Here is a 21,902-nt window from a genome sequence, read left to right on the forward strand (position 1 = left end):
CAAGGAGAAGAAATGAAACGCTTCAGTTTATCTATCATGGTGTTCGCTTGTTTGCTTTCAGGCTGTGAAGGTACAGAAACCAAAACAAGGAAAAGGGCAGAGCATTTGGCCTCGTTAACCTGCGACAGCCCAAGAGAAGGCCGCACAAAAGAAGAACTCCAGGTCATTGGAGATGCTTGTTTCAGAGGGGGAAGCTATTCGAAAAGTTCAGGGAAAAAGTGGTAATACTATGAATAAAATGACAACCACCTCTTTACTCATACTCTGTTTGCTCGGCTTTTCTGTATGCTGTCATGCCCAGGGCCATGGCGTAGACAGCAGAGATTTGCTAGACAATATCTTATATCGATTTTCCAGCACTGCCTCGATGTGGAGCCAAACTATTTTAGGTTATGCTCGTTACCTTTTTTGGTCTTTGGCCACCATCAGCATGGTATGGACTTATGGTCTCATGGCTTTGCGAAAAGCAGATACTCAAGAGTTTTTGGCAGAAACCGTAAAATTTTTAGTGGTTGTCGGTTTTTTCTATTGGATTTTAGATAATGGGCCTGCGATTGCAACTGCAATCATGGATTCTATGCGACAGCTCGCTGCAAAAGCTTCTGGAATTAACGAACATGTGTCGCCTTCTGACATTGTGGATGTGGGGTTTGATATTGTATCAAAAGCAATCGACAGCTCATCAATCTGGTCACCGGCTGCAACGACGGTAGGATTAATTGTTGCGGGGCTTATTCTGATTATATTGGCGTTGGTCAGTATTAATATGCTCATTATCCTGATTACAGCCTGGATCTTGACTTATGGTGGCATCATTTTATTAGGTTTTGGCGGCGGACGCTGGACACAGGATATTGCGATTAACTATTACAAAACAGTACTAGGGATCGCATTACAAGCCTTTGCCATGATTTTGATTATCGGCATAGGAAAGTCTTTTGTAGATCAATATTACGCGGCAATGTCAGAAAACATCATGCTAAAAGAAATGTTTGTCATGATGGTTGTTGCCGTACTTTTGTTGGTACTTATCAATAAAATTCCCCCTGTTTTATCCGGCATCGTTTCAGGTGGTGGCTCAGGTGGCGGTGGTGGACTTGGTCTTGGAGGCGCGTTAGGGGCTGCGGGAATTGCAGGAACAGCCTTAGCAGGCGCTGCGGGTGCTGCAGCTGTGCAGAGTGCTGGGGGATTATCCGCTTTACAGGCTGCATTCAAGGCTGCTTCTCATAGTATCGGCGCAAGTGGCGCTGGCTCTGTGTCAGGAGATAGCCCAGGCTCAAAACAAGGTAGTTTGGCTCAGGCCATGGGACAAGCTTCTAAATTTGCTGGTTCCTTTGGTTCACATTTAGCTTCTGGGGCGTTTGATGTCGCCCGTGAAAAAGCAGCAAGTATGAAAGATGCTTTTTCTGCAAAAGCGGCTGATACCACAGGCGGTAAAATTGCTGATGCCATTCATCAACGCATATCTTCCAATGCTGAATCGCCAACTATTAATCAACAGGTATCCGAGTCTCAAAATGTCACTTCTATGGGTGCTCCAGAAGGCAGTTTTAGTTCAGGGAACATAAACAGTGATGATGAAGTCAGTCAATTTGTCAATCAAAAAGCATCTGGAGACGGTCAATGAGCTTGAACAAACCCAACAAAGCCATTGGCCCACAGGTGAGACAAAAGCATAATGAAAAAACGAATAAACAACTTGTTATTTTAGTTGCTCTCTCGCTTTTCATCAGTATGCAGGTTGGCACACAATTTGTGGCTTATAAGTTGCATTTTAGTGATGAATTAGGGTTTTCGCTGAATCATGTCTACTTTCCATGGCAGTCCCTTTGGTGGAGCTTGAAATACCATCATTATTATCCTGATTATTTTAATGCAGCCTTTGGTTTGATGGCGATGAGTGGCAGTCTTTTTTTAATGTTGATTGTTTTTGTTGCTAAGCATTTAAAAAAAGAAAACATCAGTGAATACCTGCATGGTTCAGCCAGATGGGCCAACAGAGATGATTTAAAAAATGCTGGACTGTTTGGCAATGAGGAAGGCGTTTATGTCGGTGCTATTGAAGATGAAAAAGGGGATATTCATTATTTACGCCATAATGGCCCAGAGCATATTTTAACTTATGCCCCAACGCGTTCTGGCAAAGGGGTTGGTCTTGTTATTCCTACCCTTTTATCCTGGAAACAGTCTTGTGTGATTACGGATTTAAAAGGAGAGCTTTGGGCATTAACAGCTGGTTGGCGTCAAAAGCATGCCAACAATAAAGTCATTCGCTTTGAGCCGGCAACATTAAAGGATTCAGCCCGATGGAATCCATTAGATGAAATTAGAGTAGGTACGGAATATGAAGTTGGTGATGTACAAAATCTTGCAACGCTTGTAATTGATCCTGATGGTAAAGGACTTGAAACCCACTGGCAGAAAACATCCCAAGCACTTTTGGTTGGGTTTATTCTACATGCAATTTATAAGCTGAAAAATCAAGGAGAACCGGCTACTTTTCCAAATATTGATCGCATGTTGGTCGATCCAAATACTAATATCGCCGATTTATTGATTGAAATGACCCAATACCCGCATGTTGATGGCAAAACACATTCTGTTATCAGCGCATCGGCTCGTGATATGATTGATAGGCCGGAGGAAGAAGCGGGTTCTGTCTTATCCACCTTAAAATCGTACCTGGCTTTATACCGTGATCCGGTGGTCGCCCACAATGTCTCTGGCTCAGATTTCTGTATTAAAGATTTGATGCATCATGCAAGCCCTGTCAGTCTTTATATCGTGACTCAACCCAATGATAAAGCACGATTGCAGCCTTTAGTTCGAGTTATGCTGAATATGGTTGTCCGCCTTTTGGCGGATAAAATGGAATTCGAACGAGTCGATGATGGGCGAGGGAATTATTTCGTAAGAACGAAGAAAACCTATAAACATCGCCTGTTGTGCATGATTGATGAATTCCCAAGTCTTGGGAAGCTTGATATTTTACAAGAGTCATTGGCGTTTGTTGCCGGTTATGGTTTGAAGTTTTATTTAATCTGCCAGGACATTAATCAGCTTAAAAGTCGTGAGCGCGGCTATGGCCCAGATGAAACCATCACCTCAAACTGCCATATCCAAAATGCTTATCCGCCCAACCGGATTGAAACCGCCGAGCATCTATCAAAACTTACCGGCCAAACCACTATTGTGAAAGAGCATATCACGACCAGTGGCAAACGATTTTCAACCTTTTTAAACCAGATTTCCAAAACAAAACAAGAAGTCTCCCGACCGCTTTTAACGGTTGATGAATGTCAACGTATGCCTGGACCAAAAAAAGATGAAAACGGTTTAATCAAGGAAGCAGGCGATATGGTGGTGTATGTGGCAGGATTTCCTGCCATTTATGGCAAACAGCCGCTTTATTTTAAAGACCCTGTGTTTATCGCCAGAGCTTCTGTTGAAGCGCCAGAGCAATCAGATATCTTACGCGCCCGCCTTCGTGAAGATGAGGAAATCAGACTATGAAAAAGTTCACTTCCTGGATTGCTGTTCTTATGTTAAGCATCATCGGCATGGCATTTCTTTTCATGCTGATGGGCTTTCGCGTGAACACCACAGATTCCATTCCTTTTGGCCTTTATCGCATTACAAATATAAAAAACATCAAAAATTCCTATGTGATTTTTTGCCCCGATGATCGACCGGCTTTTAAACAGGGATTAGATAGAGGCTATATCGGAAGTGGCCTTTGCCCTGGCGGTTATGGGTATTTAATGAAAAAAGTGGTGGCAACAAATGGTGATCAAATATCTATCACCTCCGACGGCGTTTTTGTTAATCGCCAACTTATTCTCTTTTCAAAACCGACATTAATAGATGGAAGGAAACGACCTTTGCCTCAATGGCGCACTATAGATTATCAGATCAAAGAAGATGAACTCATAACTATGACTAGCCAAAGCGAATGGTCTTTTGATAGTCGTTATTATGGCCCTATTCGTATAGGGCAAGTGAAGGGAGTGATTAAACCCATATGGGTAAATGCAACAAGTGGAGAAATAGCATGAATAAAGCTGAATTAATGGATGTAATTTCAGAAAAATTAGATGATTTGATGGTTCCTGGTTTTATCGCCGAAGTCACTCCCATCGAAGCAGAAATCATGGGTGCCTTTTCTGAGGATGCGCTCAGTGAAGATGATGCTAAGGAGGCAGCCTATGACTAAATTGTCTCACCATCAGGTTGTGGCCAACCAAATCATTGAAAGCCTCAAACAAGGAACCGCGCCCTGGGTAAAACCATGGGAACCAGGCACGGGCGGCGGCCAAATCCCGTTTAATCCAGTCACAGGAAAGCGGTATCGAGGCATTAATGCCTTGTACTTGATGTTAAATCAAAGCGGGGATAACCGCTGGCTCACCTACAAACAGGCACAAAGCATTGACGCGCAGGTTAGAAAAGGAGAAAAAGGCACGACTGTTCAATACTGGAAATTTACTGATGAAAAAATCAAAAACGATGATGCGGGAAACCCAGTCCTCGATGAGCAGGGAAATCCTGTCAAAGTGCAGGTTAACCTTGAAAGACCCAAGGTGTTTTACGCAACGGTATTTCATGCCTCACAAATTGATAATATGCCGGAACTTGTCCAAAAAGAGCAGGACTGGTCTTTAATTGAAAGAGCAGAAAACCTGCTACTTAATTCCGGTGCTGCCATTTTTCATTCGGAGGCTGATAGAGCATTTTACAGGGTATCAACCGACAGCATTCACCTCCCTCCCAAAGAGCAATTTAAATCAGCCGCCCATTATTACGTCACAGCCCTTCATGAGCTTGGTCATTGGAGCGGGCATCCTTTAAGGCTTGATCGAGACCTACGCCATCCCTTTGGCAGTGAAGCTTACGCCAAAGAAGAACTAAGGGCTGAAATCGCCAGTATGTTGTTGGGTTCGGAGCTTGGCATTGGACATGACCCCTCCCAACACACGGCTTACATCAAATCATGGATTCGCGTTTTAGAAGGTGATCCGCTGGAAATATTCAGAGCGTCAGCGGATGCTGAAAAAATTGTCAATCACATTTGCTCATTGGAACAAGCACAAGACATCCAGCATGAGCAATCTATTGTAAACAGGGATGAAAAAAATAATGAGGAAACTCTAATGGAATCCGAAAAGAATATCCCTGAAAAAGTCTGGCTTAGCATCCCATTCAAACAAAAAGAGTTAGCCAAATCCGTGGTAGGGAAGTTGCCTGATGGAACACCTGGCATTGCCTGGGATAAAACCCAGAAATGCTGGTATGCAAAACCAGGTGTTTCCATTGAAAAAATCAGAGCCTGGCTTCCAGAAAATCAAAACTCACCAGAAGACAAAGCACTTTCACCAGCCGATGAATTCAAGGAAACTTTAATCAGTTTGGGTGCAGTATTGACAGGTGAGCATCCTATCATGGACGGCAAGGCTCATCGTATACAAATGGAGGGCGATAAAACTGGTGAAAAGGCAGGCTTTTACGTGGCCCATTTAGATGGTATTCCCGCAGGCTATATCAAAAATAACCGCACAGGCGCTGAGCTAAAATGGAAAAGTAAAGGTTATGTTTTAACCGATGAACAAAAAGCAGCACTTAAGGCTCAGGTACTCGAAAATCAAAAAAATCGCGAGCTTGAATTGGTGGAAAGGCACAAAAGCACCGCTTTAAGGCTCAAGCAAAGGCTTTCCAAAATGAGCGAGGCAACTGAGCCAACACCCTATATGAAATCAAAAGGCATTCAGGTTCATTCAGGTGTTTATACCGATGACGACAAAAAATTAACTTGTATTCCTGCAACCGATATTGAAGGTACAATTTGGACGGTTCAATACATTGCAGAAGATGGCACCAAGCGCTTCGCTAAAGATTCAAAAAAGGATGGCTGCTTTCATGTTCTGGGCGGCATGAACAAACTTTCTGATGCGCCGGTTATTGTCATTGCGGAAGGATATGCAACCGCTGCAACGATAAAAGAAGCATGTGGGCTGCCTGCTGTCGTTTCTGCCTTTGATTCAGGTAACCTGAAATCGGTGGCGAAAGCATTGCATGAAAAATATCCACATACTCCAGTTATCCTGGCAGCTGATGATGACAAGCATCTGGAGTTATCGAAGGGTATCAACCCCGGCAAAGAAAAAGCAGGTGAGGCTGCCGATGCTGTCAATGGCTTTATTGTTCTACCAATCTTTGCACCAGGCGAACAGTCATTAAACCCCAGACAATTCAGTGATTTTAATGATTTGGCAAAGCACAGCAAACTGGGAATGAAAGGAGTGGAACGCCAGATTAAACCTAAGGTTGATAAAATTGCTAGTCGATATAGTCGCCGGCGCTTGTCGCAAAGGAGTAATGTTGTTCATATCTCTTAGGCTAATATTATGCTCGAAAGTTATAGATTTGAATATTAGTTTGACACTAATTTCAGTTTATGTGATTATTCTTCCCGGTTTAAAACTAACCTATCCGTCTGGGTAATCCCCCCATTTTTAACTGACACTAAAAGTAGAAACCTAGGCTGCTAGAGCCAATTTTCTTTTGGGTGGTATACCTCCAATAGCCGAGTTAGGACGTTCATTGTTATAAGACCAAAGCCACTTGGTGGCCTGTTCCTGGACTTGTTCAATACTCTCAAATAAGTATTGATTAAGCCAGTCATACCGAACAGTACGATTATAGCGCTCAATATAGGCATTTTGCTGCGGACAACCTGGCTGAATGAATACAAGCTCAATATCGTGATTTTTAGCCCATCTTGCGAGCTTATGGCTTACGTATTCAGGCCCATTATCACAACGTATCTGCTTAGGCTTGCCTCGCCATTCAATGACTTGCTCCAGTGTCCGGATGACTCGGGCAGAAGGCAATGAAAAATCCGCTTCGATTGTCAGGCCTTCCCGGTTAAAGTCATCAATAATATTCAGTAGCCGATAACAGCGTCCATTATCCAGTTGATCATGCATAAAATCCATTGACCAGCACTGGTTGCTTGATGTTGGCACGGCCAGGGACTCAGGCTTTTCCCTGATTAACCGTTTTTTGGGTTTTATCCGTAAATTTAACTCGAGCTCTTTGTATACACGGTAAACACGTTTGTGATTCCAACAAAAACCTTTCACGTTGCGCAAATATAAAAAACACAAGCCAAATCCCCAGTTACGGTTGTTTTGAGTTAAGCGCATTAGCCAATCCGCTATGACCCTGTTTTCTTCATTCAGTTTGGGTTCATAACGGTAGCACGTCTCACTGATGCTAAATAACCAGCAAGCCATCCTGACTTCAATATTCCGTTCCCGCACTATCACGCGCGCAAGCTCTCGGCGAGCGGATGGCTTTTTTACTTTTTTTCAAGCACCTCTTTTAAAATTTCTGACTTTAAGCGCTCTTCAGCGTACATCTTCTTTAAGCGGCTATTCTCTGCTTCAAGTTCCTTTAGCCGAGCCATCATTGGAAGATCCATGCCTCCATACTTGGCTCGCCAGTTATAGAATGTCGCATTGCTTATACCATGCTCTCGACATAAATCTGGAACTGCAACACCACTTTGAGCTTGCTTCAATATCGACAGGATTTGGCTGTCACTAAATTTTGATTTCTTCATGCAGAATCTCCTTGCACATACATTACGAGAAAATTCTACTTTTGGCATCAACTATTTTGTGGGCGGATTACCTCTGCACCCATACAATATGGGAATGGTAAATAGTTTTCTAATTTTATTATTTGTTTTCTTTATTCTGAATCAGATAAGGGAAAGCCTTAATGCAGACACTGGCAATAACTCCCAATTTGATGAGGAACATATCATGTTATCTATTGATTCTGTTAAAAAACAAGCTCAAGTGCTTAAATCCTTCCTGGACGAAAAATTTGGTGATGTTTCACACTCATCCTGTCTACAAGCCATTGCAAAAATAAATGGTTATAAAGATTGGAATACAATGCAGTCAATTATAAAAAATAACAGTGGGGTTGATATGTCTGATGATATAGCAGAAAGATTGGAAAGCTTGGAGTTTTACGTACAGGAATTAGCTAAAGATGTTGATAAAATTCAAGCTAAGGTTGATGAGCACGACCCATATATTCTAGAACTACAAGGTGTTCACCCTTGGAATCCGCCAGATTAAGTCGAAACTAATTCAAATAAGGCGACATTTCTTTAAACCATGCCTTGCAAAAATCATCAATATCACAGAATATTTCTACTATCGGTGCTAACATCTTATTTCCTTTCATAATTCAGGCGTGAATTTTAAAGAAACAAAATGTATATAGCACCGATAATTTTTTCAATAATTCAATGACATAACCTTATTCTTATATCGAGCTGAGGTTAATTTATTATTTTTATGCAATTTCATCCAATACATTCATTGAATCTGAACGCTCTTTGATCTGCTTGGCAGCTTTCTTCACGATGTCATCTATTAAATTATTTAATGTTTGTTTAATCCATTGTGTAACCCAAACAATTGAAGGTATTGCAATACATACAAAAGTACCCCATCTTTTTACATCTAGATAACTACATATAAGCCCAAATATAAACATACCTATTAAGACAATGTTTTTAAATGATTCACGTTTTTCTTGTTTTTCTATAGAAATTATCACTGGATCTTCCAGTTTAGAAGCAGCAGCATTTTTGATTTCATCATCAAAAAACTCATCTTTCGAGGTTGAAATCTTTTTTCTCAGGTCAAAGTAATAAAAATCACTACGATTAAGCAAAATAACTGCCAATTTTTTAGGCAAGAGTTTCATTAAATCTTCAAAAAGAGTTTCTTCCAAAAAAAATGCATATGTTGGCAAAGACCAGACTAGATATCGTGCTAGTTTAGTCTCACCAAGTTTTGGAACAAGTTTCCACAGAGCTTCTAGATTTCTTGCATAAAGATATTCAGTGTAACCATCTTCAGAAAAAGAGTCATCTAATTTATCTTTATTAAAATTATGTGCTAATTCTCCTATTAAATTAGCAAGATGCTTTTGGTCAATCTGATTATTAAATCCCCATTCAATTATTGCAGCGATTTCTTCTCCATCCCTAACACTTAGCATACTGAAATATAAAATTTGTTCAGCAGGATGCATGGAAAAAAAATTTTCTGGATTTAGAACTAATATATCATGACCATCTTTGTTTTTTTCACGCACATGAATTTCTTTACTAGGGCAATGAGTAAATTTAACGATAATGCATTTATCATTTGATATTTTTTCAAGTCTTTCCTTATCAACCTCAGTTTGTTGTTCTAAATTTGACGAACAAAAAAAACGTTCAGCACATAAATAACGAACATAATCATTTGGACTGTCCAAACCTTTAGATATTACTTCATCAGGGATATAAACATCTGTACTCAAAATTTTAATGTGCGTTTCAATTGAAAGACCATCCCAGGCAGCAACCAATTTTAGTTGGCTACTTAACCTGTGTTGAGTTAGTTCTTGTAGATATGTCTCTAGCTGAATTTCAGAGTTCATCTTATCTCCAGTTTAATAGGTCGTTGCCCCTCCTTTTTTGATTCTTATAGTCCTTGCCATATAATCATAAGACACGTATTCTATATGAATGCACAAAAAACATCCAACTTTAATTCAGCTTGGCGAAAAAATTAGAGACTTACGTAAAGCACTAGACTAATTTAGTCTTCATCAGTAGTTACTTATTATCAACTCTGGAGATTTACTTGGCAATGATCTTAAGTTGACTAATGAACCAATATGTTCCATAGCTTCGTCTGCTTCTGGTATTAAATTTTTGCCACTTTTTTTGAGATATTAGCTATATAAAATACGATCTTATTTCAATGATAAGGCTCAATGAATATAACTAATATAAATCCAACAGGGTATTTTGGGATAGGGTGATTGGTGATAAAAGCCATCAATTTTTGTATGGATGTTAAGAGAGCCATTCTAAATTTAGAATTGGTACATTTACTTTTGATTCCTGCCATTCCAGTTTTCAACTCAGAATCACTGCAACTGGAGCAGTTCTTAAATAAGCTTTGGCCTTATCAAAACACATTTGCAAATACTTACTAAGAAACAGCTACCCTATAACATATATGAAAAATAACGACATAAACTGTAGTAGTTCCAACTTGATCTGACAGTTACCGGTTTTTAAGAAGTGTCTGTCAGGTCAAATTTAGTTTATAAATTTTTCCATCCAGATTTGTTTAGCCTCTATCAAAGTTTGCATTGGAGTACGTCCACAACACATTTTACCCTGATGAGTACGTTGATTATTATAGTAATCCATCCATTCGTCCAGATCTTTTTGCAATTCATCGATTGATTCGTAAATTTTCTTTCGGAATGTTACTTGATAAAACTCCTGTAAAATCGTTTTATGAAAACGTTCACAAATCCCATTTGTTTGGGGTGAATTTGCTTTTGTCTTTGTATGGTCAATGTTATTAATTGCCAAATAAAGCTGATAATCATGCTGTTCTACCTTGCCACAATATTCAGTACCCCTATCTGTTAAAATACGCAGTATAGGTAAATCGTGTTGTTCGAAGAAGGGTAAAACCTTATCGTTCAGTAAATCTGCTGAAGTAATTGGCGTTTTAGTCGTATAAAGCTTGGCAAATGCCACTTTACTATAGGTATCAACAAAAGTTTGCTGATAAATGCGACCGACTCCTTTAAGCGTACCCACATAAAAAGTATCTTGCGAGCCGAGGTAACCAGGATGTGCTGTTTCGATTTCACCACATGCCTCATCATCAAATTTCTTTTTCTCCAAAGCTACGACCTGCGCTTCCGTCAATATAATTCCTTCAGAAGCTACTTTAGCCTCTAATGCTTTTAAGCGGTCTTTAAAATTGGCAAGCTCATATCGCAGCCAAATGCTACGAACTCCACTTGGAGAAACAAAAATACCCCGTTTACGAAGCTCATTGCTCGTACGAAGCTGACCATGGGCTGGAAATGCGATCGCATACTCCCTTACCGAGAGTTCAATTGCTTCTTCTACTCTATTTTTTAGATTAGGTTTTCTTCGGCTTTGATCGAATAAAGCATCAACTCCTCCCGATTCTACTGCCGACTTATAGCGATAAAATGTATCTCTGGATAAGCCCATTACTTTACATGCCTTAGATACATTCCCTAATTCTTCAGCAAGGTTTAATAAGCCAACTTTATGTTTAATAATTTTAACTGTATTATCTATCATGAGAGTTTTCCTTTTGGTTTTGTTTCAAGTTCGCACTTCTATCAAAACCGGAAACTCTCTCTTTTTCAAGTACTTGTGTCAGATTAAGTCGAAACTAATTCACATAAACAAACAAGTTACAGTCAGCATTGCAAACAATGATAACAATGCTAATTGATTTCTTGTCCGTGTCTGGTGAGTCAAATCACGCGCCTCCATCAACGCATCTGATATCAGATTTCTCATGATGAGAACGGATTCATTGGTTGCCTCCCCCAGCATTTTGTTCATGGCTTCTTTACTACTAGCCAATGCAGCATTAAGTACTTTCTCAGCTTTGTCTTTAGCATCAACCTTCCATTGAGAGGAAATGCTCTCCATTTCCTCTTTGAACTGAGTCAGCATTTCCTGTTGTGCTTTTCGATTTTCCTCAAGCAGCCTGTCATTCATGGTTTGGAGGATAAGAACTGGATCATCTCTACCCAGAACAACACCATGCTTGCCTGCAATGTCTTGAATAGCTTCATTAATTTTCTCTGACATTAGATCACCATGGCGTTATCAATCTGGCTGAATAGTTGATCCCGTATCAGCTTTAATCGCTGCCTGGTCATAATATTTCGCTCAGGGGAATCGATTGCCTCATTAAATGTAATTTTTTGTTGAAGCATATTTGAGAGATCATGGCCGAAAGTTTCTTCCTTTAAATCAGGAATATTGATTATTGCTGCGATTCGATCTTTGGTCTCTTTGTATACCTTCATTTGCTCAAAAGGTTTTCCTTCACTCTCAACCTTTCCCCAATAGGGATTTAGCCACACAACATAGCGAACATCTCCTGGAAATTGATTTACCAGCTGAGCAAAGCCATTTATTGTGTCCAGTAACGCTTGACCACCAGTGATAACGGTATGGATGATAAGTTCATGCCCCATGTCTTTTAACAAGGTGGGCACTTGGTTGGTGATGAGATAATGCGATAAAGGCACAAAAGAACTGGCGCCATTATCAATAATCACGTCATTTTGTGTATTTGCAATTTTTTCAATTAAGGTGTCAAAATGGCGCGGATTGATTTCATCGCCTTCCATAATATTCAGGCGTTCGACATTAAGTGACTTAAAGCCATGAAAGGTGGCGTTAATGGGATCGGTATCAATACAAAGTGGGGATTGTGCTTTATTAAGCTTGTACTGAGCGGTAGTTGCCGAGACAAAGGATTTACCGACACCGCCTTTGCCCTGCATCGTGATATGTATTTTTGCCATTACAAGAGTTCCTCCGGGTTGGGTATTGGATTAAAAGTAAAACCTTTGATTTCATTGGTAGTTTTACTTTTGCTTTGTTTATCATCCCTGATGTTTTCCTGCTCTGACTTAATTAACTTAAGTACGTAATGCCTAAATGCCTTGTAGCCGAATGAAATTTGTCCTTCATCAGATAAAGTTTCCCAAACAGCTTTCATCGAACAGCCCTTATCAAGGGCTTCTCGAATGTCTTCTTTCAGTGCGATAAATTGAATCTTGGCATTGGTTCGCCCGTTCTTTTTTTCTGACTGATTTTGGATTACCCGTTCGGAAAGTGGCTTTTTCATTCTTCTTTGGTGTCAATTTTTATTATTTAAAAAGTCTAAATCATAATTAGGATTTGAACAAGAAAAAAGGAATATTTTAGAACTATTAAGAATTTACTAGAATATAAAAATGAGTATTTGAGCATTATAAAAGAACTTTTAGGAAAAATTTGGATTATTATAGTTCTATAGGCAAAAAAATTCTTTAAAAATCGTTGCAAGTTCTAAAAAGTTCCTGATATGATTCTTTAAAGTGATCTGGAAAAGCAGGGCAAGATAGGTGAAGTTAGCTATCCAGCAAGCTGGCTATCAATCTTCACAAACCTTATTCGCACCTTCGGTGCTCAACGGGTATCTTGCTTTTTGAAATCAAAAAGAAAACAATTAATCAGTACCTAAAGGATTGCAAACCACTTGTTAAGAGGTCAGCATCCTTATGGATGATAAGAATAAACTACCTACCAGAAAACACAGCCGCCACCTACGTGTTCCCGTTCTTCCCGATGAAGAAATTGCAATTAAATCCCATGCCGCCCAAGCAGGACTTTCTGTTGCCGAATATTTACGTCGGATTGGGTTGGGCTATCAAATCCAAAGTGCCATTGATAAGGATTATATTCTCCAGTTATCCAAAATAAATGCAGACATGGGAAGGCTCGGCGGTCTGTTTAAGCTCTGGCTTACCCAGGATAGACGTGTCGCATATTTTGATCATCGAAGGATTAAAGCTTTGTTGGATCGCATTCAAACAACGCAGGATGCAATGTTTGAAGTGGTGAAAAAATTATGATTATTCGCCATATCCCAATGAAGTCAGCAAGACTAAGCAGCTATTCAGCTCTGGTAAAATACATTACTGATGAACAAAATAAACAGGAACGAGTAGGTAAAGTCAGGATATCAAACTGTAAGAGTGTTGATCTTACATGGGCTATTCATGAAGTATTGGCAACTCAGGCGAGAAACCAAAGAGCTAAAAGCGATAAAACCTACCACATGCTCATATCTTTTGCCCCAGGGGAAAATCCCTCCAACGAGGTATTGAAAGCTATAGAGGAAAGTGTCGTATCATCTATTGGATTCAAAGATCATCAAAGGATTAGCGCTATTCATCACGACACAGACAACCTTCATATTCATGTTGCCATCAATAAAATTCATCCAAAAACATTTAACATGATTGAGCCGTATAGAGCTTATAGGGCTTTTGCAGATGTGGCATCGAAACTGGAAATTGAGTATGGTCTTGAAATAACCAATCATCGAACCCGAAAAAGTCGTTCAGAGAATCTTGCTGATGATATGGAACAACATTCTGGCATTGAAAGCTTGATTAACTGGATAAAGAGAAATTGTCTGGAACAGATTAACCAGGCCAACCATTGGAATGAGGTTCATAAAATCCTATTCCTTCATGGCTTGGAAATTCATATTAAAGCTAATGGTCTGGTCTTTTGTAATGAGGTAGGACTTATGGTTAAGGCAAGCTCAGTTTCACGATGCTTTTCCAAAAAGAACCTGGAATCCAGGTTGGGTGAATTTAAGCCCTCACCATTTCGTACTGAAAGATCCGGGCAAAATATTTATCGTTATGAACCACTAAATAGGAAAGTGATCGGTTCAGAAATTTATGCGCGTTACCTACATGAAAAAGAACATGGCAAAACGTTGCTTGCCGAGAAACTCAAACATCTGCGTGAAGCTAAAGCCAGACTGATTACGAAAGCCAAGAAACTTGGTCGAACCAAACGAGCAGTTTTGAAGTTAATGAAAGCCCCGAGGACTCAAAAAAAATATCTTTACCAGCAAATCAGCAAAACCCTTTTGAAAGAAATTGAAAAAGTTCGCCAAAATTATGCCAAAGAACGAAAGCATCTTCTTGAATTACATAAAAACAAAACCTGGGCTGATTGGTTGCAGCAAAAAGCTCTGGAAGGAGACAAAGAAGCCTTAACAGCTATGCGTTATCACAATCGAAAAAATCAAAGTAATTATTCCTTATCTGCTGTGTCATCTAATTTTTCCTTAGCTGATATTAAGCAAGTTGATTCCATTACTAAAGAGGGAACAGAGATATATAAAATGGATAAGGCGGTCATCAGAAACACCGGCAAGGAAATTAAAATTTCTAAGGGCGGCTCTATTGCTACACTGAAAAAAGCCATTGAGATGGCACAGCAGAGATACGGCAACTGTATCCAGGTAAATGGCTCGCCACTTTTTAAAAAGATCATTCTTCAAATAACCATCCAGCATAATATCCCGATCACCTTTGCTGATTCAGAAATGGAAGCACAGCGCCAAAAAATGGTCTTAGAACAGGAGAGACGCTATGAGCAATCAAGACGATACAGATTTAATGATGGAGGAAGAACTCCAAGAAGCAATGAAGCTGCTGGAGCAGTCATTGGAAAAAGAGGAACACTTTCCAGTACGAAGCCCAACGCTGACAGCATTAGACAAGGCCCGCCAGCCAAAAGTCAAAACAGCTTGCGAGACTTGTCCCAACTCGATATGGTTCAGCTCGCCAGAAGAAGTAAAGTGTTATTGCCGGATAATGCACATGATCAGCTGGAGCGGCAAGGACTCCAACCTGATAACCATGTGCGACGGAAAATTTTTGGACTAAAGCCGAATAGGAAAATCGATAAAGGCAGATCAATCTTTTAATTTTATATGTAGTAGTTCAAATTTGACCTGACAGACACTTCTTGAAAAACCAGTAACTGTCAGATCAAGTTTGAACTACTACACCTTATTTACTTCCATCACCGAATCGCAAAAGACAACGCTCTTGTAGGCTGTCAGTCAGTGAAATCATGACGGTCATGATTTTATTTCATCTCAGCCATTATCGAACCTTTAAAGACTATTATCGTGAATGCGTGGAGATGGATATGAAATCGTATTTTCCGAAACTTGTCAGTTATAATCGGTTCGTAGAAATCATGTTATCCGTAGTGACGCCTTTATCACCCTATTTGCTGTCGCATATGGGGAAGAAGACAGGGCTGTATTATGTTGATTCAACCACCATGAAAGTATGTCATAACAAGCGTATTCATCGCCATAAAACATTTGCTGGAATAGCGGAACGTGGCAAATCCTCAATGGGCTGGTTTTTCGGCTTTAAGCTCCATCTTGTGATTAATCATCTTGGTGAATTAATTGCTTTTTGCATAACAAAAGGCAATGTGGATGACCGTCAACCACTAGAGCAGCTTTTCAAAAACCTCCATGGTCTTGCCGTAGCTGATAAGGGGTATCTTTCAAAGAAAAAAGAGGAAAGCCTTTTCCAGAAAGGACTTAAGCTTATCACAAAGGTACGCAGAAACATGAAGGCCAAAATACTCTCAACTTTTGAAAAATATTTCCTCGGACAACGCAGCAGCGTTGAAACAGTTATTGAGCAATTAAAATCAATTTGCCAAATTGAACATACCAGACATCGTAAACCGGATAATTTTGTCATTAACCTTTTATCCGGCTTAGCTGCTATATATGCTCAAACCGAGAAAACCTTCCCTCAAAATCTATTCCCTTAATGAAAATTTAGGCTTGCTTATGTCGAGCTGAGGTTAGATAGATTAGCTCATTCTACCCAGCATTTATTGGAGTTTGTAGAACGAATAAGAATAGCCGAATCTTCGTTTTTCTCGCTTTCTGAGCCATGGGCAGATACAACCTCTCATGCTGGTAAAATGATCATGATGGTATTTGCAGGAATTGCTGAATTTGAGCGTGATTTAATTCGTGAGCGTACTTCGGCGGGGCGTTTAGCAGCTAAACAACGTGGAGTTCGAATTGGACGCCCCAAAAAAATGAATGAAGAACAAAAATTGTTAGCAAAGCGATTATTGGAAGAAAATAAATCAGTCACTGAGATTGCCAAAACTTTTAATGTCCATAAAGCAACTATTTACCGACTTTCAGAATCTATTATATGCAATGAAATTTAATCCGGCTTGGAATATAATAACAACTGAGTTATGTCTTCTTCTTGGCTGTTGTTGGAGTCAGAATTAAATGTTCCTGTTTTCTGTAAAAGCAAATTAAGAGAAGGGCGTTTTGCAACAGCTGATAAAATTGTGACTGTATAAGAAAGATTGGGGATTTTCTCTTGATAATTGTTTGTTATATCATCAATGAACTCTTCGCTTAACTCAGGCTTTGGTATGTAAGACAAGTAACGTGCAATAGAAGTTATGATAAAACAACGTAATTCGTTTTTATCTTTAAAAGTTATTTCTTCAGAACAAAGACGTACGCTCCGGTTCATAAAGCCAACTTGTCTTAATATTTCATCGTATTGTTCGATTGTAAATGTTACCCGCGTATTTTCTAATTTAGTAAATACATTATTCCATTTTTCTGATTTTACAGTTTCTTGAATTACTGTAGATAATGTTGAACCCATTACTGGAAAAAGAACAATTAGTCGGCCTTCTTTTTTAAGATATTGATAAAGATTATTAGTAAAGATTTTTTGTTGTTCCATGGGGATATGTGATACAGCCCATGAACATATTATTAAATCTGCTGATTTCTTGTAAGATTCATTAAATGTAGTAAGATCCTCGAGTAGAAAAGAAACATTATTCTGTGAATATTTCTTTTTAGCAAACTCAATCATGTTCTCTGCATTATCTAATCCTAAGATAGTGCAATTAGGTAAATAACCTCCAAGAAAACCAGCTAAATTACCAGTACCACAGCAGGCATCAACGATTGTTTCTCCTCCATGAATATGAGTCTTGTCAAAAAAATCCAAAACAACAGACTTGGCGGTTACAATTTGTGGAATAGACTGATCATATAGTTCAGGAGAAATAGGGTATTGTGGCATTATTATCCTTTCTAGAGAGTTTGCATAACTTTCTTTTGTCAGGATATCAATATTATTCTATTTTTCAAGTAATTATTAGATCCTACCCTTCAATTTATAGCTCTAACTTATCTTAAGTCGGTTAGTCGTTCCATTACTCCCCAAGCCCCGTAATAGGCTTTCATCATGAAAAAAAGCGATTGCAGTGCATTGATAATGCGCCACTTAAAATTTGTAGAAACCCAAAATCACCCCAACCGTGCCAGCTACTTTAGAGAGAGCAGTTAAATCCCCTGCTGATAAATTAGCTTGCACCCTGGCTGAGCCTGCTCCTGAATGACAAAGGCTCACGGAGTGATTGTAAATTGGGCATAAATTCCGGTTTTGCGTCTAGAACCCTGTGTGTCCAGCAAAGGCTGGATGTTTCAGCAGGAGATAACCCTGCCTGGTTAAAAATCAGAGACCAGTAACTTGAATAGCAGCGTTTAAGGTGACTGAGACGTTGAAGCCTATTAACAAAGCCTTGTATAAGCAAGGTGAGTGAGCGGCCAGGCCGTAATGCAAATGAACACAAAGTAGCCTCGAGAAGACGTAGATCCGAAAGCTGAACCATTGGGGTTCCGGTGAAAGCAACATGGATTAGTGAACACTGATTGATACGCTAATTCATTTCGGCGGGGTGATAGTGACAGCATGGCAGCAAGGAACATCTAAGCAACTGGAGAAGCCTTGTTTCTTCCAGGAGAAATCCCTGGAGTAAGGTAGGTTCTATAACTGGGACACAGGAAATGAACCGAAAGAGGAACAAGGTGGCGGATGGGCGGGTAGTAGTAATGAAGTGGAGTAATTCCCATGGAGCGAAGACGCCCTGTTAATAGTAACTTTTCCAACAACAAGTGAGGCAATGGTGAGCTGACAAAGGCACCAGTTAGTTTGCAAGAGCTGAGGCGGAAGATATATGTTAAAGCGAAGGCTGAAAGCCAATGGCGTTTCTGGGGACTGTATGTTCATGTCTGCAAAATGGAAGTATTAGAGGAAGCTTATCGACTGACGAAATTAAACAAAGGCGCACCGGGATTAGACGGTGTAACTTTTGTGAAAATAGAGACAGAAGGAGTTCAGACTTACCTCCATACCCTACAAGAAGAACTGCAGACACACTCGTATAAACCAGGCAAGACAAGGAAGGTTAAGATCCCTAAAGCAGGCGGAAAGAGCTTTAGAGAACTATCGATTCTATCAATATGCGATCGAGTTGTACAAGGTGCAGTGAAGCTAATACTTGAACCCATCTTTGAAGCGGACTTCAAAGCAGGTTCTTACGGGTATCGGCCAAAACGCGCTACAAGCGATGCGATCAAACGCGTATCGGAATCTATTGTTCAAAAAAAAACCAAAGTGATTGATCTAGATATTGCCAAATTTTTCGATACGGTGAGAAAGGATATTTTACTCAAAAGGTAATCCGCCCACAAAATAGTTGATGCCAAAAGTAGAATTTTCTCGTAATGTATGTGCAAGGAGATTCTGCATGAAGAAATCAAAATTTAGTGACAGCCAAATCCTGTCGATATTGAAGCAAGCTCAAAGTGGTGTTGCAGTTCCAGATTTATGTCGAGAGCATGGTATAAGCAATGCGACATTCTATAACTGGCGAGCCAAGTATGGAGGCATGGATCTTCCAATGATGGCTCGGCTAAAGGAACTTGAAGCAGAGAATAGCCGCTTAAAGAAGATGTACGCTGAAGAGCGCTTAAAGTCAGAAATTTTAAAAGAGGTGCTTGAAAAAAAGTAAAAAAGCCATCCGCTCGCCGAGAGCTTGCGCGCGTGATAGTGCGGGAACGGAATATTGAAGTCAGGATGGCTTGCTGGTTATTTAGCATCAGTGAGACGTGCTACCGTTATGAACCCAAACTGAATGAAGAAAACAGGGTCATAGCGGATTGGCTAATGCGCTTAACTCAAAACAACCGTAACTGGGGATTTGGCTTGTGTTTTTTATATTTGCGCAACGTGAAAGGTTTTTGTTGGAATCACAAACGTGTTTACCGTGTATACAAAGAGCTCGAGTTAAATTTACGGATAAAACCCAAAAAACGGTTAATCAGGGAAAAGCCTGAGTCCCTGGCCGTGCCAACATCAAGCAACCAGTGCTGGTCAATGGATTTTATGCATGATCAACTGGATAATGGACGCTGTTATCGGCTACTGAATATTATTGATGACTTTAACCGGGAAGGCCTGACAATCGAAGCGGATTTTTCATTGCCTTCTGCCCGAGTCATCCGGACACTGGAGCAAGTCATTGAATGGCGAGGCAAGCCTAAGCAGATACGTTGTGATAATGGGCCTGAATACGTAAGCCATAAGCTCGCAAGATGGGCTAAAAATCACGATATTGAGCTTGTATTCATTCAGCCAGGTTGTCCGCAGCAAAATGCCTATATTGAGCGCTATAATCGTACTGTTCGGTATGACTGGCTTAATCAATACTTATTTGAGAGTATTGAACAAGTCCAGGAACAGGCCACCAAGTGGCTTTGGTCTTATAACAATGAACGTCCTAACTCGGCTATTGGAGGTATACCACCCAAAAGAAAATTGGCTCTAGCAGCCTAGGTTTCTACTTTTAGTGTCAGTTAAAAATGGGGGGATTACCTAAGCATCAAATGTGCCTGGAGCTTTCTCGCCTAATCCTCTAATTAACTCGGCCACAGTATCAATGGCTTCAGCAAGTTCTTTATATTGTTCTTCAAACATCAAGTGCAGGCCTTTAAAGCGAGGTCCATCAACGTTCCAATGATAATTCTGAGTTTTGAGGTATAGCATGTAATTGTCAGCCAGAACCGACTTTAGTGTTTCTACTACAGATTGGTCGCTCATATCCTTTCTCCTGATTATTATTCTATTACTCCAGTAAAAGCTAATTAAGTTTACTCTGTTTTATAATTTGAGGCTTTATTGCAACTAATTAAGACACAACTAATTAAGACACCCGTTTTCTTACATAATTCCAACTATACTATATAGAATAGCTTAAAAATCAGGCGAAAAGATGAATGACAACATAAATCATGATCTCTATGAAGCGCGAATCAAAATAGGGAATCAAATAGTTTTTAAAACGACTGGCAAGGAACTGAATGATTTAATAGTAACTCTCGCAGCACATTGTGAGTTAGAACACTCAGGGGCGGAAGGTGAAATTATTAAACTGGGTACAAATGAAATAGTTTATCATTGTCGAAAGCAAACCATAGTAGATGACTAATCTGGTTTTGGAACAGTACATAGACTGTAGTCTATTGTTTATAGCCTAACATATCCTCTGCATGGCGGGAAATTGGATTATCCTGGTAATTAGCATAATAACCTGATTCAGAAGAACTCATAAAATGAGTAATTATATGTCCGGATTTGTCAAATTAGTAAATCATTCAGATATCAATCCAAGTCGTTATCCACATCAATTTGTAGGCTGTCTTGTTTTAACTAAAGACAATAAAATACTGCTTCAACAACGTGGTCGAGATTGGGCTGCCTATCCGGGTTATCTTTGCGAATTTGGAGGAAAAATTGAAAAAGGGGAAACCCCCGTTCAGGCCATCATTCGTGAACTAAAAGAGGAGCTAGGAGCCCAAGTACTTGAATGTGATCTTATCGTGCTTGGTGTAATCACTGAACCCATGTCAAAGCATAATGACTTAATTTATGCTTTCTTTTGGCCTGATAAAAAAGGAACAGTTACTGGATGTTATGAGGGAGAGGCTCTATTTTTTGATGACAGCGCTACTATTTTAAATCATGCTGAGATAACCGATGGATTACGTTGGGTACTCGCTGAATGCAAACAAAGAGGACTTATTATATAAAATAAAATCTCGCCTATAATTGTAAAGACTTCAGGTAGAAAAAGGATGAATTCATGGCTAAAAAGAAAATAAACACAACAGTAGAAAAATACAAAAAGCAACCGCTTTGGTTGGATAAAGCACTGCTTGATCCTGGCGCTGTGTTTTTGAATCCAAAACAGGTGGCAGATAATCCCAATCTAACGCTGGATGAGAAACTTAGAATATTACGCTCATGGGAATACGATGCGGCTGAAATTGCAGTATCACTGGAGGAAGGAATGCCAGGAGAAGAAGAGGGGATTTTGTCATGCATTATCGATACAATTCTGAAAATAAATCCTGGGCATTGTATTGAATCTACCGGACCAACAAAACATCACGCATTATCATCCTATAGTCAGTATTTATTTATGACCATTTAAATAAAATCAACTTTCTATTTTTTAATAATTTGCA

The 21,902-nt window shown here is 39.7% G+C and carries 21 protein-coding genes and 3 pseudogenes; 16 read left to right on the top strand and 8 right to left on the bottom strand.

The features are described from left to right. Positions 1-12 precede the first annotated feature (12 nt). The 6 genes from EL203_RS02465 to EL203_RS02485 are packed head-to-tail and all read left to right on the top strand — an operon-like array spanning position 13 to position 6,392. Positions 13-225 (top strand): hypothetical protein, encoded by a 213-nt coding sequence (locus EL203_RS02465; protein ID WP_058471077.1) that lies wholly within the window; start codon positions 13-15, stop codon positions 223-225. Positions 226-229: 4 nt separating this feature from the next. Next, positions 230-1,627: a P-type conjugative transfer protein TrbL gene (gene trbL, locus EL203_RS02470; RefSeq protein WP_058471076.1), complete on the top strand. Its 1,398-nt coding sequence runs from the start codon at positions 230-232 to the stop codon at positions 1,625-1,627. Further along, on the top strand, positions 1,624-3,513 hold the full coding sequence (locus EL203_RS02475; protein WP_058471075.1) for a type IV secretory system conjugative DNA transfer family protein: 1,890 nt from the start codon (positions 1,624-1,626) through the stop codon (positions 3,511-3,513). The genes trbL and EL203_RS02475 overlap by 4 nt, the downstream gene beginning before the upstream one ends. Further along, entirely contained in the window at positions 3,510-4,055 is a 546-nt protein-coding gene (traF, locus tag EL203_RS02480; protein WP_058471074.1) for a conjugative transfer signal peptidase TraF, read from the top strand. The genes EL203_RS02475 and traF overlap by 4 nt, the downstream gene beginning before the upstream one ends. Beyond that, on the top strand, positions 4,052-4,213 hold the full coding sequence (locus tag EL203_RS14280; protein ID WP_027226379.1) for a hypothetical protein: 162 nt from the start codon (positions 4,052-4,054) through the stop codon (positions 4,211-4,213). The genes traF and EL203_RS14280 overlap by 4 nt, the downstream gene beginning before the upstream one ends. Further along, entirely contained in the window at positions 4,206-6,392 is a 2,187-nt protein-coding gene (locus tag EL203_RS02485) for a zincin-like metallopeptidase domain-containing protein (RefSeq protein ID WP_058471073.1), read from the top strand. The genes EL203_RS14280 and EL203_RS02485 overlap by 8 nt, the downstream gene beginning before the upstream one ends. 141 nt (positions 6,393-6,533) lie before the next feature. On the opposite strand, the gene EL203_RS02490 is transcribed toward EL203_RS02485, so the two are convergent. Continuing rightward, positions 6,534-7,621 (bottom strand): IS3 family transposase gene (locus EL203_RS02490; RefSeq protein WP_161516441.1). Its coding sequence is split into 2 segments (ribosomal slippage): positions 6,534-7,360 and positions 7,360-7,621, totalling 1,089 coding nucleotides; the frame shifts between segments, so codons are not numbered across the junction. Here EL203_RS02490 and EL203_RS02495 point away from each other — a divergent pair. Further along, on the top strand, positions 7,620-8,150 hold the full coding sequence (locus tag EL203_RS02495) for a glyoxalase superfamily protein (RefSeq protein ID WP_064108439.1): 531 nt from the start codon (positions 7,620-7,622) through the stop codon (positions 8,148-8,150). The genes EL203_RS02490 and EL203_RS02495 overlap by 2 nt on opposite strands. 220 nt (positions 8,151-8,370) lie before the next feature. Here EL203_RS02495 and EL203_RS02500 read toward each other — a convergent pair whose 3' ends face one another. The 5 genes and pseudogenes from EL203_RS02500 to EL203_RS02525 all read right to left on the bottom strand — a co-directional run bounded on the left by EL203_RS02500 (position 8,371) and on the right by EL203_RS02525 (position 12,788). Beyond that, positions 8,371-9,510, bottom strand: coding sequence for a hypothetical protein (locus EL203_RS02500; protein ID WP_058469929.1), 1,140 nt, complete (start codon positions 9,508-9,510; stop codon positions 8,371-8,373). Positions 9,511-10,155: 645 nt separating this feature from the next. Then, positions 10,156-11,215 (bottom strand): annotated as a pseudogene (locus EL203_RS02510) (IS481 family transposase). Between the two features lie 99 nt (positions 11,216-11,314). After that, positions 11,315-11,737, bottom strand: a complete 423-nt coding sequence (locus tag EL203_RS02515) for a conjugal transfer protein TraM (RefSeq protein WP_058470668.1) — start codon at positions 11,735-11,737, stop codon at positions 11,315-11,317. Beyond that, complete coding sequence (locus tag EL203_RS02520; RefSeq protein WP_058470667.1) at positions 11,737-12,462, bottom strand: ArsA-related P-loop ATPase; 726 nt, start codon at positions 12,460-12,462, stop codon at positions 11,737-11,739. The genes EL203_RS02515 and EL203_RS02520 overlap by 1 nt, the downstream gene beginning before the upstream one ends. Next, positions 12,462-12,788 (bottom strand): TraK family protein, encoded by a 327-nt coding sequence (locus tag EL203_RS02525; RefSeq protein WP_011945703.1) that lies wholly within the window; start codon positions 12,786-12,788, stop codon positions 12,462-12,464. Before EL203_RS02525 ends, EL203_RS02520 begins: the two co-directional genes overlap by 1 nt. A 415-nt stretch (positions 12,789-13,203) precedes the next feature. Between EL203_RS02525 and traJ the strand changes: the two genes are divergently transcribed. The 4 genes and pseudogenes from traJ (at position 13,204) to EL203_RS02545 (ending at position 16,726) form a co-directional block, all read left to right on the top strand. Continuing rightward, positions 13,204-13,557 carry a conjugal transfer transcriptional regulator TraJ gene (gene traJ / locus EL203_RS02530; protein WP_058470666.1) on the top strand — a complete coding sequence of 118 codons (354 nt, stop codon included), beginning with the start codon at positions 13,204-13,206 and terminating at the stop codon, positions 13,555-13,557. Further along, entirely contained in the window at positions 13,554-15,437 is a 1,884-nt protein-coding gene (gene traI, locus EL203_RS02535; RefSeq protein WP_058470665.1) for a TraI/MobA(P) family conjugative relaxase, read from the top strand. The genes traJ and traI overlap by 4 nt, the downstream gene beginning before the upstream one ends. 80 nt (positions 15,438-15,517) lie before the next feature. Next, positions 15,518-16,343 (top strand): annotated as a pseudogene (locus tag EL203_RS02540) (IS982 family transposase); the annotation flags it as partial. A 35-nt stretch (positions 16,344-16,378) separates the two neighbouring features. Then, positions 16,379-16,726: a recombinase family protein gene (locus EL203_RS02545; RefSeq protein ID WP_232003994.1), complete on the top strand. Its 348-nt coding sequence runs from the start codon at positions 16,379-16,381 to the stop codon at positions 16,724-16,726. On the opposite strand, the gene EL203_RS02550 is transcribed toward EL203_RS02545, so the two are convergent. Beyond that, positions 16,723-17,613: a class I SAM-dependent methyltransferase gene (locus EL203_RS02550; protein ID WP_058470663.1), complete on the bottom strand. Its 891-nt coding sequence runs from the start codon at positions 17,611-17,613 to the stop codon at positions 16,723-16,725. The two genes, EL203_RS02545 and EL203_RS02550, sit on opposite strands and share 4 nt — an antisense overlap. Before the next feature lie 999 nt (positions 17,614-18,612). Between EL203_RS02550 and EL203_RS02555 the strand changes: the two genes are divergently transcribed. Together EL203_RS02555 and EL203_RS02560 are read left to right on the top strand one after the other, a co-directional pair. Beyond that, a complete protein-coding gene (locus EL203_RS02555) occupies positions 18,613-19,056 on the top strand; it encodes a reverse transcriptase domain-containing protein (RefSeq protein WP_197723124.1) in 444 nt (147 codons plus the stop codon). 67 nt (positions 19,057-19,123) lie between these two features. Beyond that, positions 19,124-20,211 (top strand): IS3 family transposase gene (locus EL203_RS02560; RefSeq protein WP_161516441.1). Its coding sequence is split into 2 segments (ribosomal slippage): positions 19,124-19,385 and positions 19,385-20,211, totalling 1,089 coding nucleotides; the frame shifts between segments, so codons are not numbered across the junction. A gap of 48 nt (positions 20,212-20,259) precedes the next feature. Here EL203_RS02560 and EL203_RS02565 read toward each other — a convergent pair. Next, positions 20,260-20,475, bottom strand: a pseudogene (locus EL203_RS02565) (Dps family protein); the annotation flags it as partial. Between the two features lie 172 nt (positions 20,476-20,647). On the opposite strand from EL203_RS02565, the gene EL203_RS02570 reads away from it, so the two are divergent. The 3 genes from EL203_RS02570 to EL203_RS02580 all read left to right on the top strand — a co-directional run bounded on the left by EL203_RS02570 (position 20,648) and on the right by EL203_RS02580 (position 21,868). After that, complete coding sequence (locus EL203_RS02570; protein WP_058470661.1) at positions 20,648-20,863, top strand: hypothetical protein; 216 nt, start codon at positions 20,648-20,650, stop codon at positions 20,861-20,863. Between the two features lie 136 nt (positions 20,864-20,999). Next, on the top strand, positions 21,000-21,464 hold the full coding sequence (locus EL203_RS02575) for an NUDIX domain-containing protein (protein ID WP_058470660.1): 465 nt from the start codon (positions 21,000-21,002) through the stop codon (positions 21,462-21,464). 53 nt (positions 21,465-21,517) lie between these two features. Further along, the gene (locus EL203_RS02580; RefSeq protein ID WP_058470659.1) at positions 21,518-21,868 is read left to right on the top strand and encodes a hypothetical protein; all 351 of its coding nucleotides are present in this window, start codon (positions 21,518-21,520) and stop codon (positions 21,866-21,868) included. Positions 21,869-21,902 lie beyond the last annotated feature (34 nt).

Source organism: Legionella jordanis, assembly GCF_900637635.1.
Lineage (GTDB): Bacteria > Pseudomonadota > Gammaproteobacteria > Legionellales > Legionellaceae > Tatlockia > Tatlockia jordanis.

Bases quoted from the DNA above. Each gene is read 5' to 3' on its own strand.
- EL203_RS02465 (WP_058471077.1), top strand. From the start codon at position 13: ATGAAACGCTTCAGTTTATCTATCATGGTGTTCGCTTGTTTGCTTTCA.
- trbL (WP_058471076.1), top strand. From the start codon at position 230: ATGAATAAAATGACAACCACCTCTTTACTCATACTCTGTTTGCTCGGC.
- EL203_RS02475 (WP_058471075.1), top strand. From the start codon at position 1,624: ATGAGCTTGAACAAACCCAACAAAGCCATTGGCCCACAGGTGAGACAA.
- traF (WP_058471074.1), top strand. From the start codon at position 3,510: ATGAAAAAGTTCACTTCCTGGATTGCTGTTCTTATGTTAAGCATCATC.
- EL203_RS14280 (WP_027226379.1), top strand. From the start codon at position 4,052: ATGAATAAAGCTGAATTAATGGATGTAATTTCAGAAAAATTAGATGAT.
- EL203_RS02485 (WP_058471073.1), top strand. From the start codon at position 4,206: ATGACTAAATTGTCTCACCATCAGGTTGTGGCCAACCAAATCATTGAA.
- EL203_RS02495 (WP_064108439.1), top strand. From the start codon at position 7,620: ATGCAGAATCTCCTTGCACATACATTACGAGAAAATTCTACTTTTGGC.
- EL203_RS02500 (WP_058469929.1), bottom strand. From the start codon at position 9,510: ATGAACTCTGAAATTCAGCTAGAGACATATCTACAAGAACTAACTCAA.
- EL203_RS02515 (WP_058470668.1), bottom strand. From the start codon at position 11,737: ATGTCAGAGAAAATTAATGAAGCTATTCAAGACATTGCAGGCAAGCAT.
- EL203_RS02520 (WP_058470667.1), bottom strand. From the start codon at position 12,462: ATGGCAAAAATACATATCACGATGCAGGGCAAAGGCGGTGTCGGTAAA.
- EL203_RS02525 (WP_011945703.1), bottom strand. From the start codon at position 12,788: ATGAAAAAGCCACTTTCCGAACGGGTAATCCAAAATCAGTCAGAAAAA.
- traJ (WP_058470666.1), top strand. From the start codon at position 13,204: ATGGATGATAAGAATAAACTACCTACCAGAAAACACAGCCGCCACCTA.
- traI (WP_058470665.1), top strand. From the start codon at position 13,554: ATGATTATTCGCCATATCCCAATGAAGTCAGCAAGACTAAGCAGCTAT.
- EL203_RS02550 (WP_058470663.1), bottom strand. From the start codon at position 17,613: ATGCCACAATACCCTATTTCTCCTGAACTATATGATCAGTCTATTCCA.
- EL203_RS02555 (WP_197723124.1), top strand. From the start codon at position 18,613: ATGGAAGTATTAGAGGAAGCTTATCGACTGACGAAATTAAACAAAGGC.
- EL203_RS02570 (WP_058470661.1), top strand. From the start codon at position 20,648: ATGAATGACAACATAAATCATGATCTCTATGAAGCGCGAATCAAAATA.
- EL203_RS02575 (WP_058470660.1), top strand. From the start codon at position 21,000: ATGTCCGGATTTGTCAAATTAGTAAATCATTCAGATATCAATCCAAGT.
- EL203_RS02580 (WP_058470659.1), top strand. From the start codon at position 21,518: ATGGCTAAAAAGAAAATAAACACAACAGTAGAAAAATACAAAAAGCAA.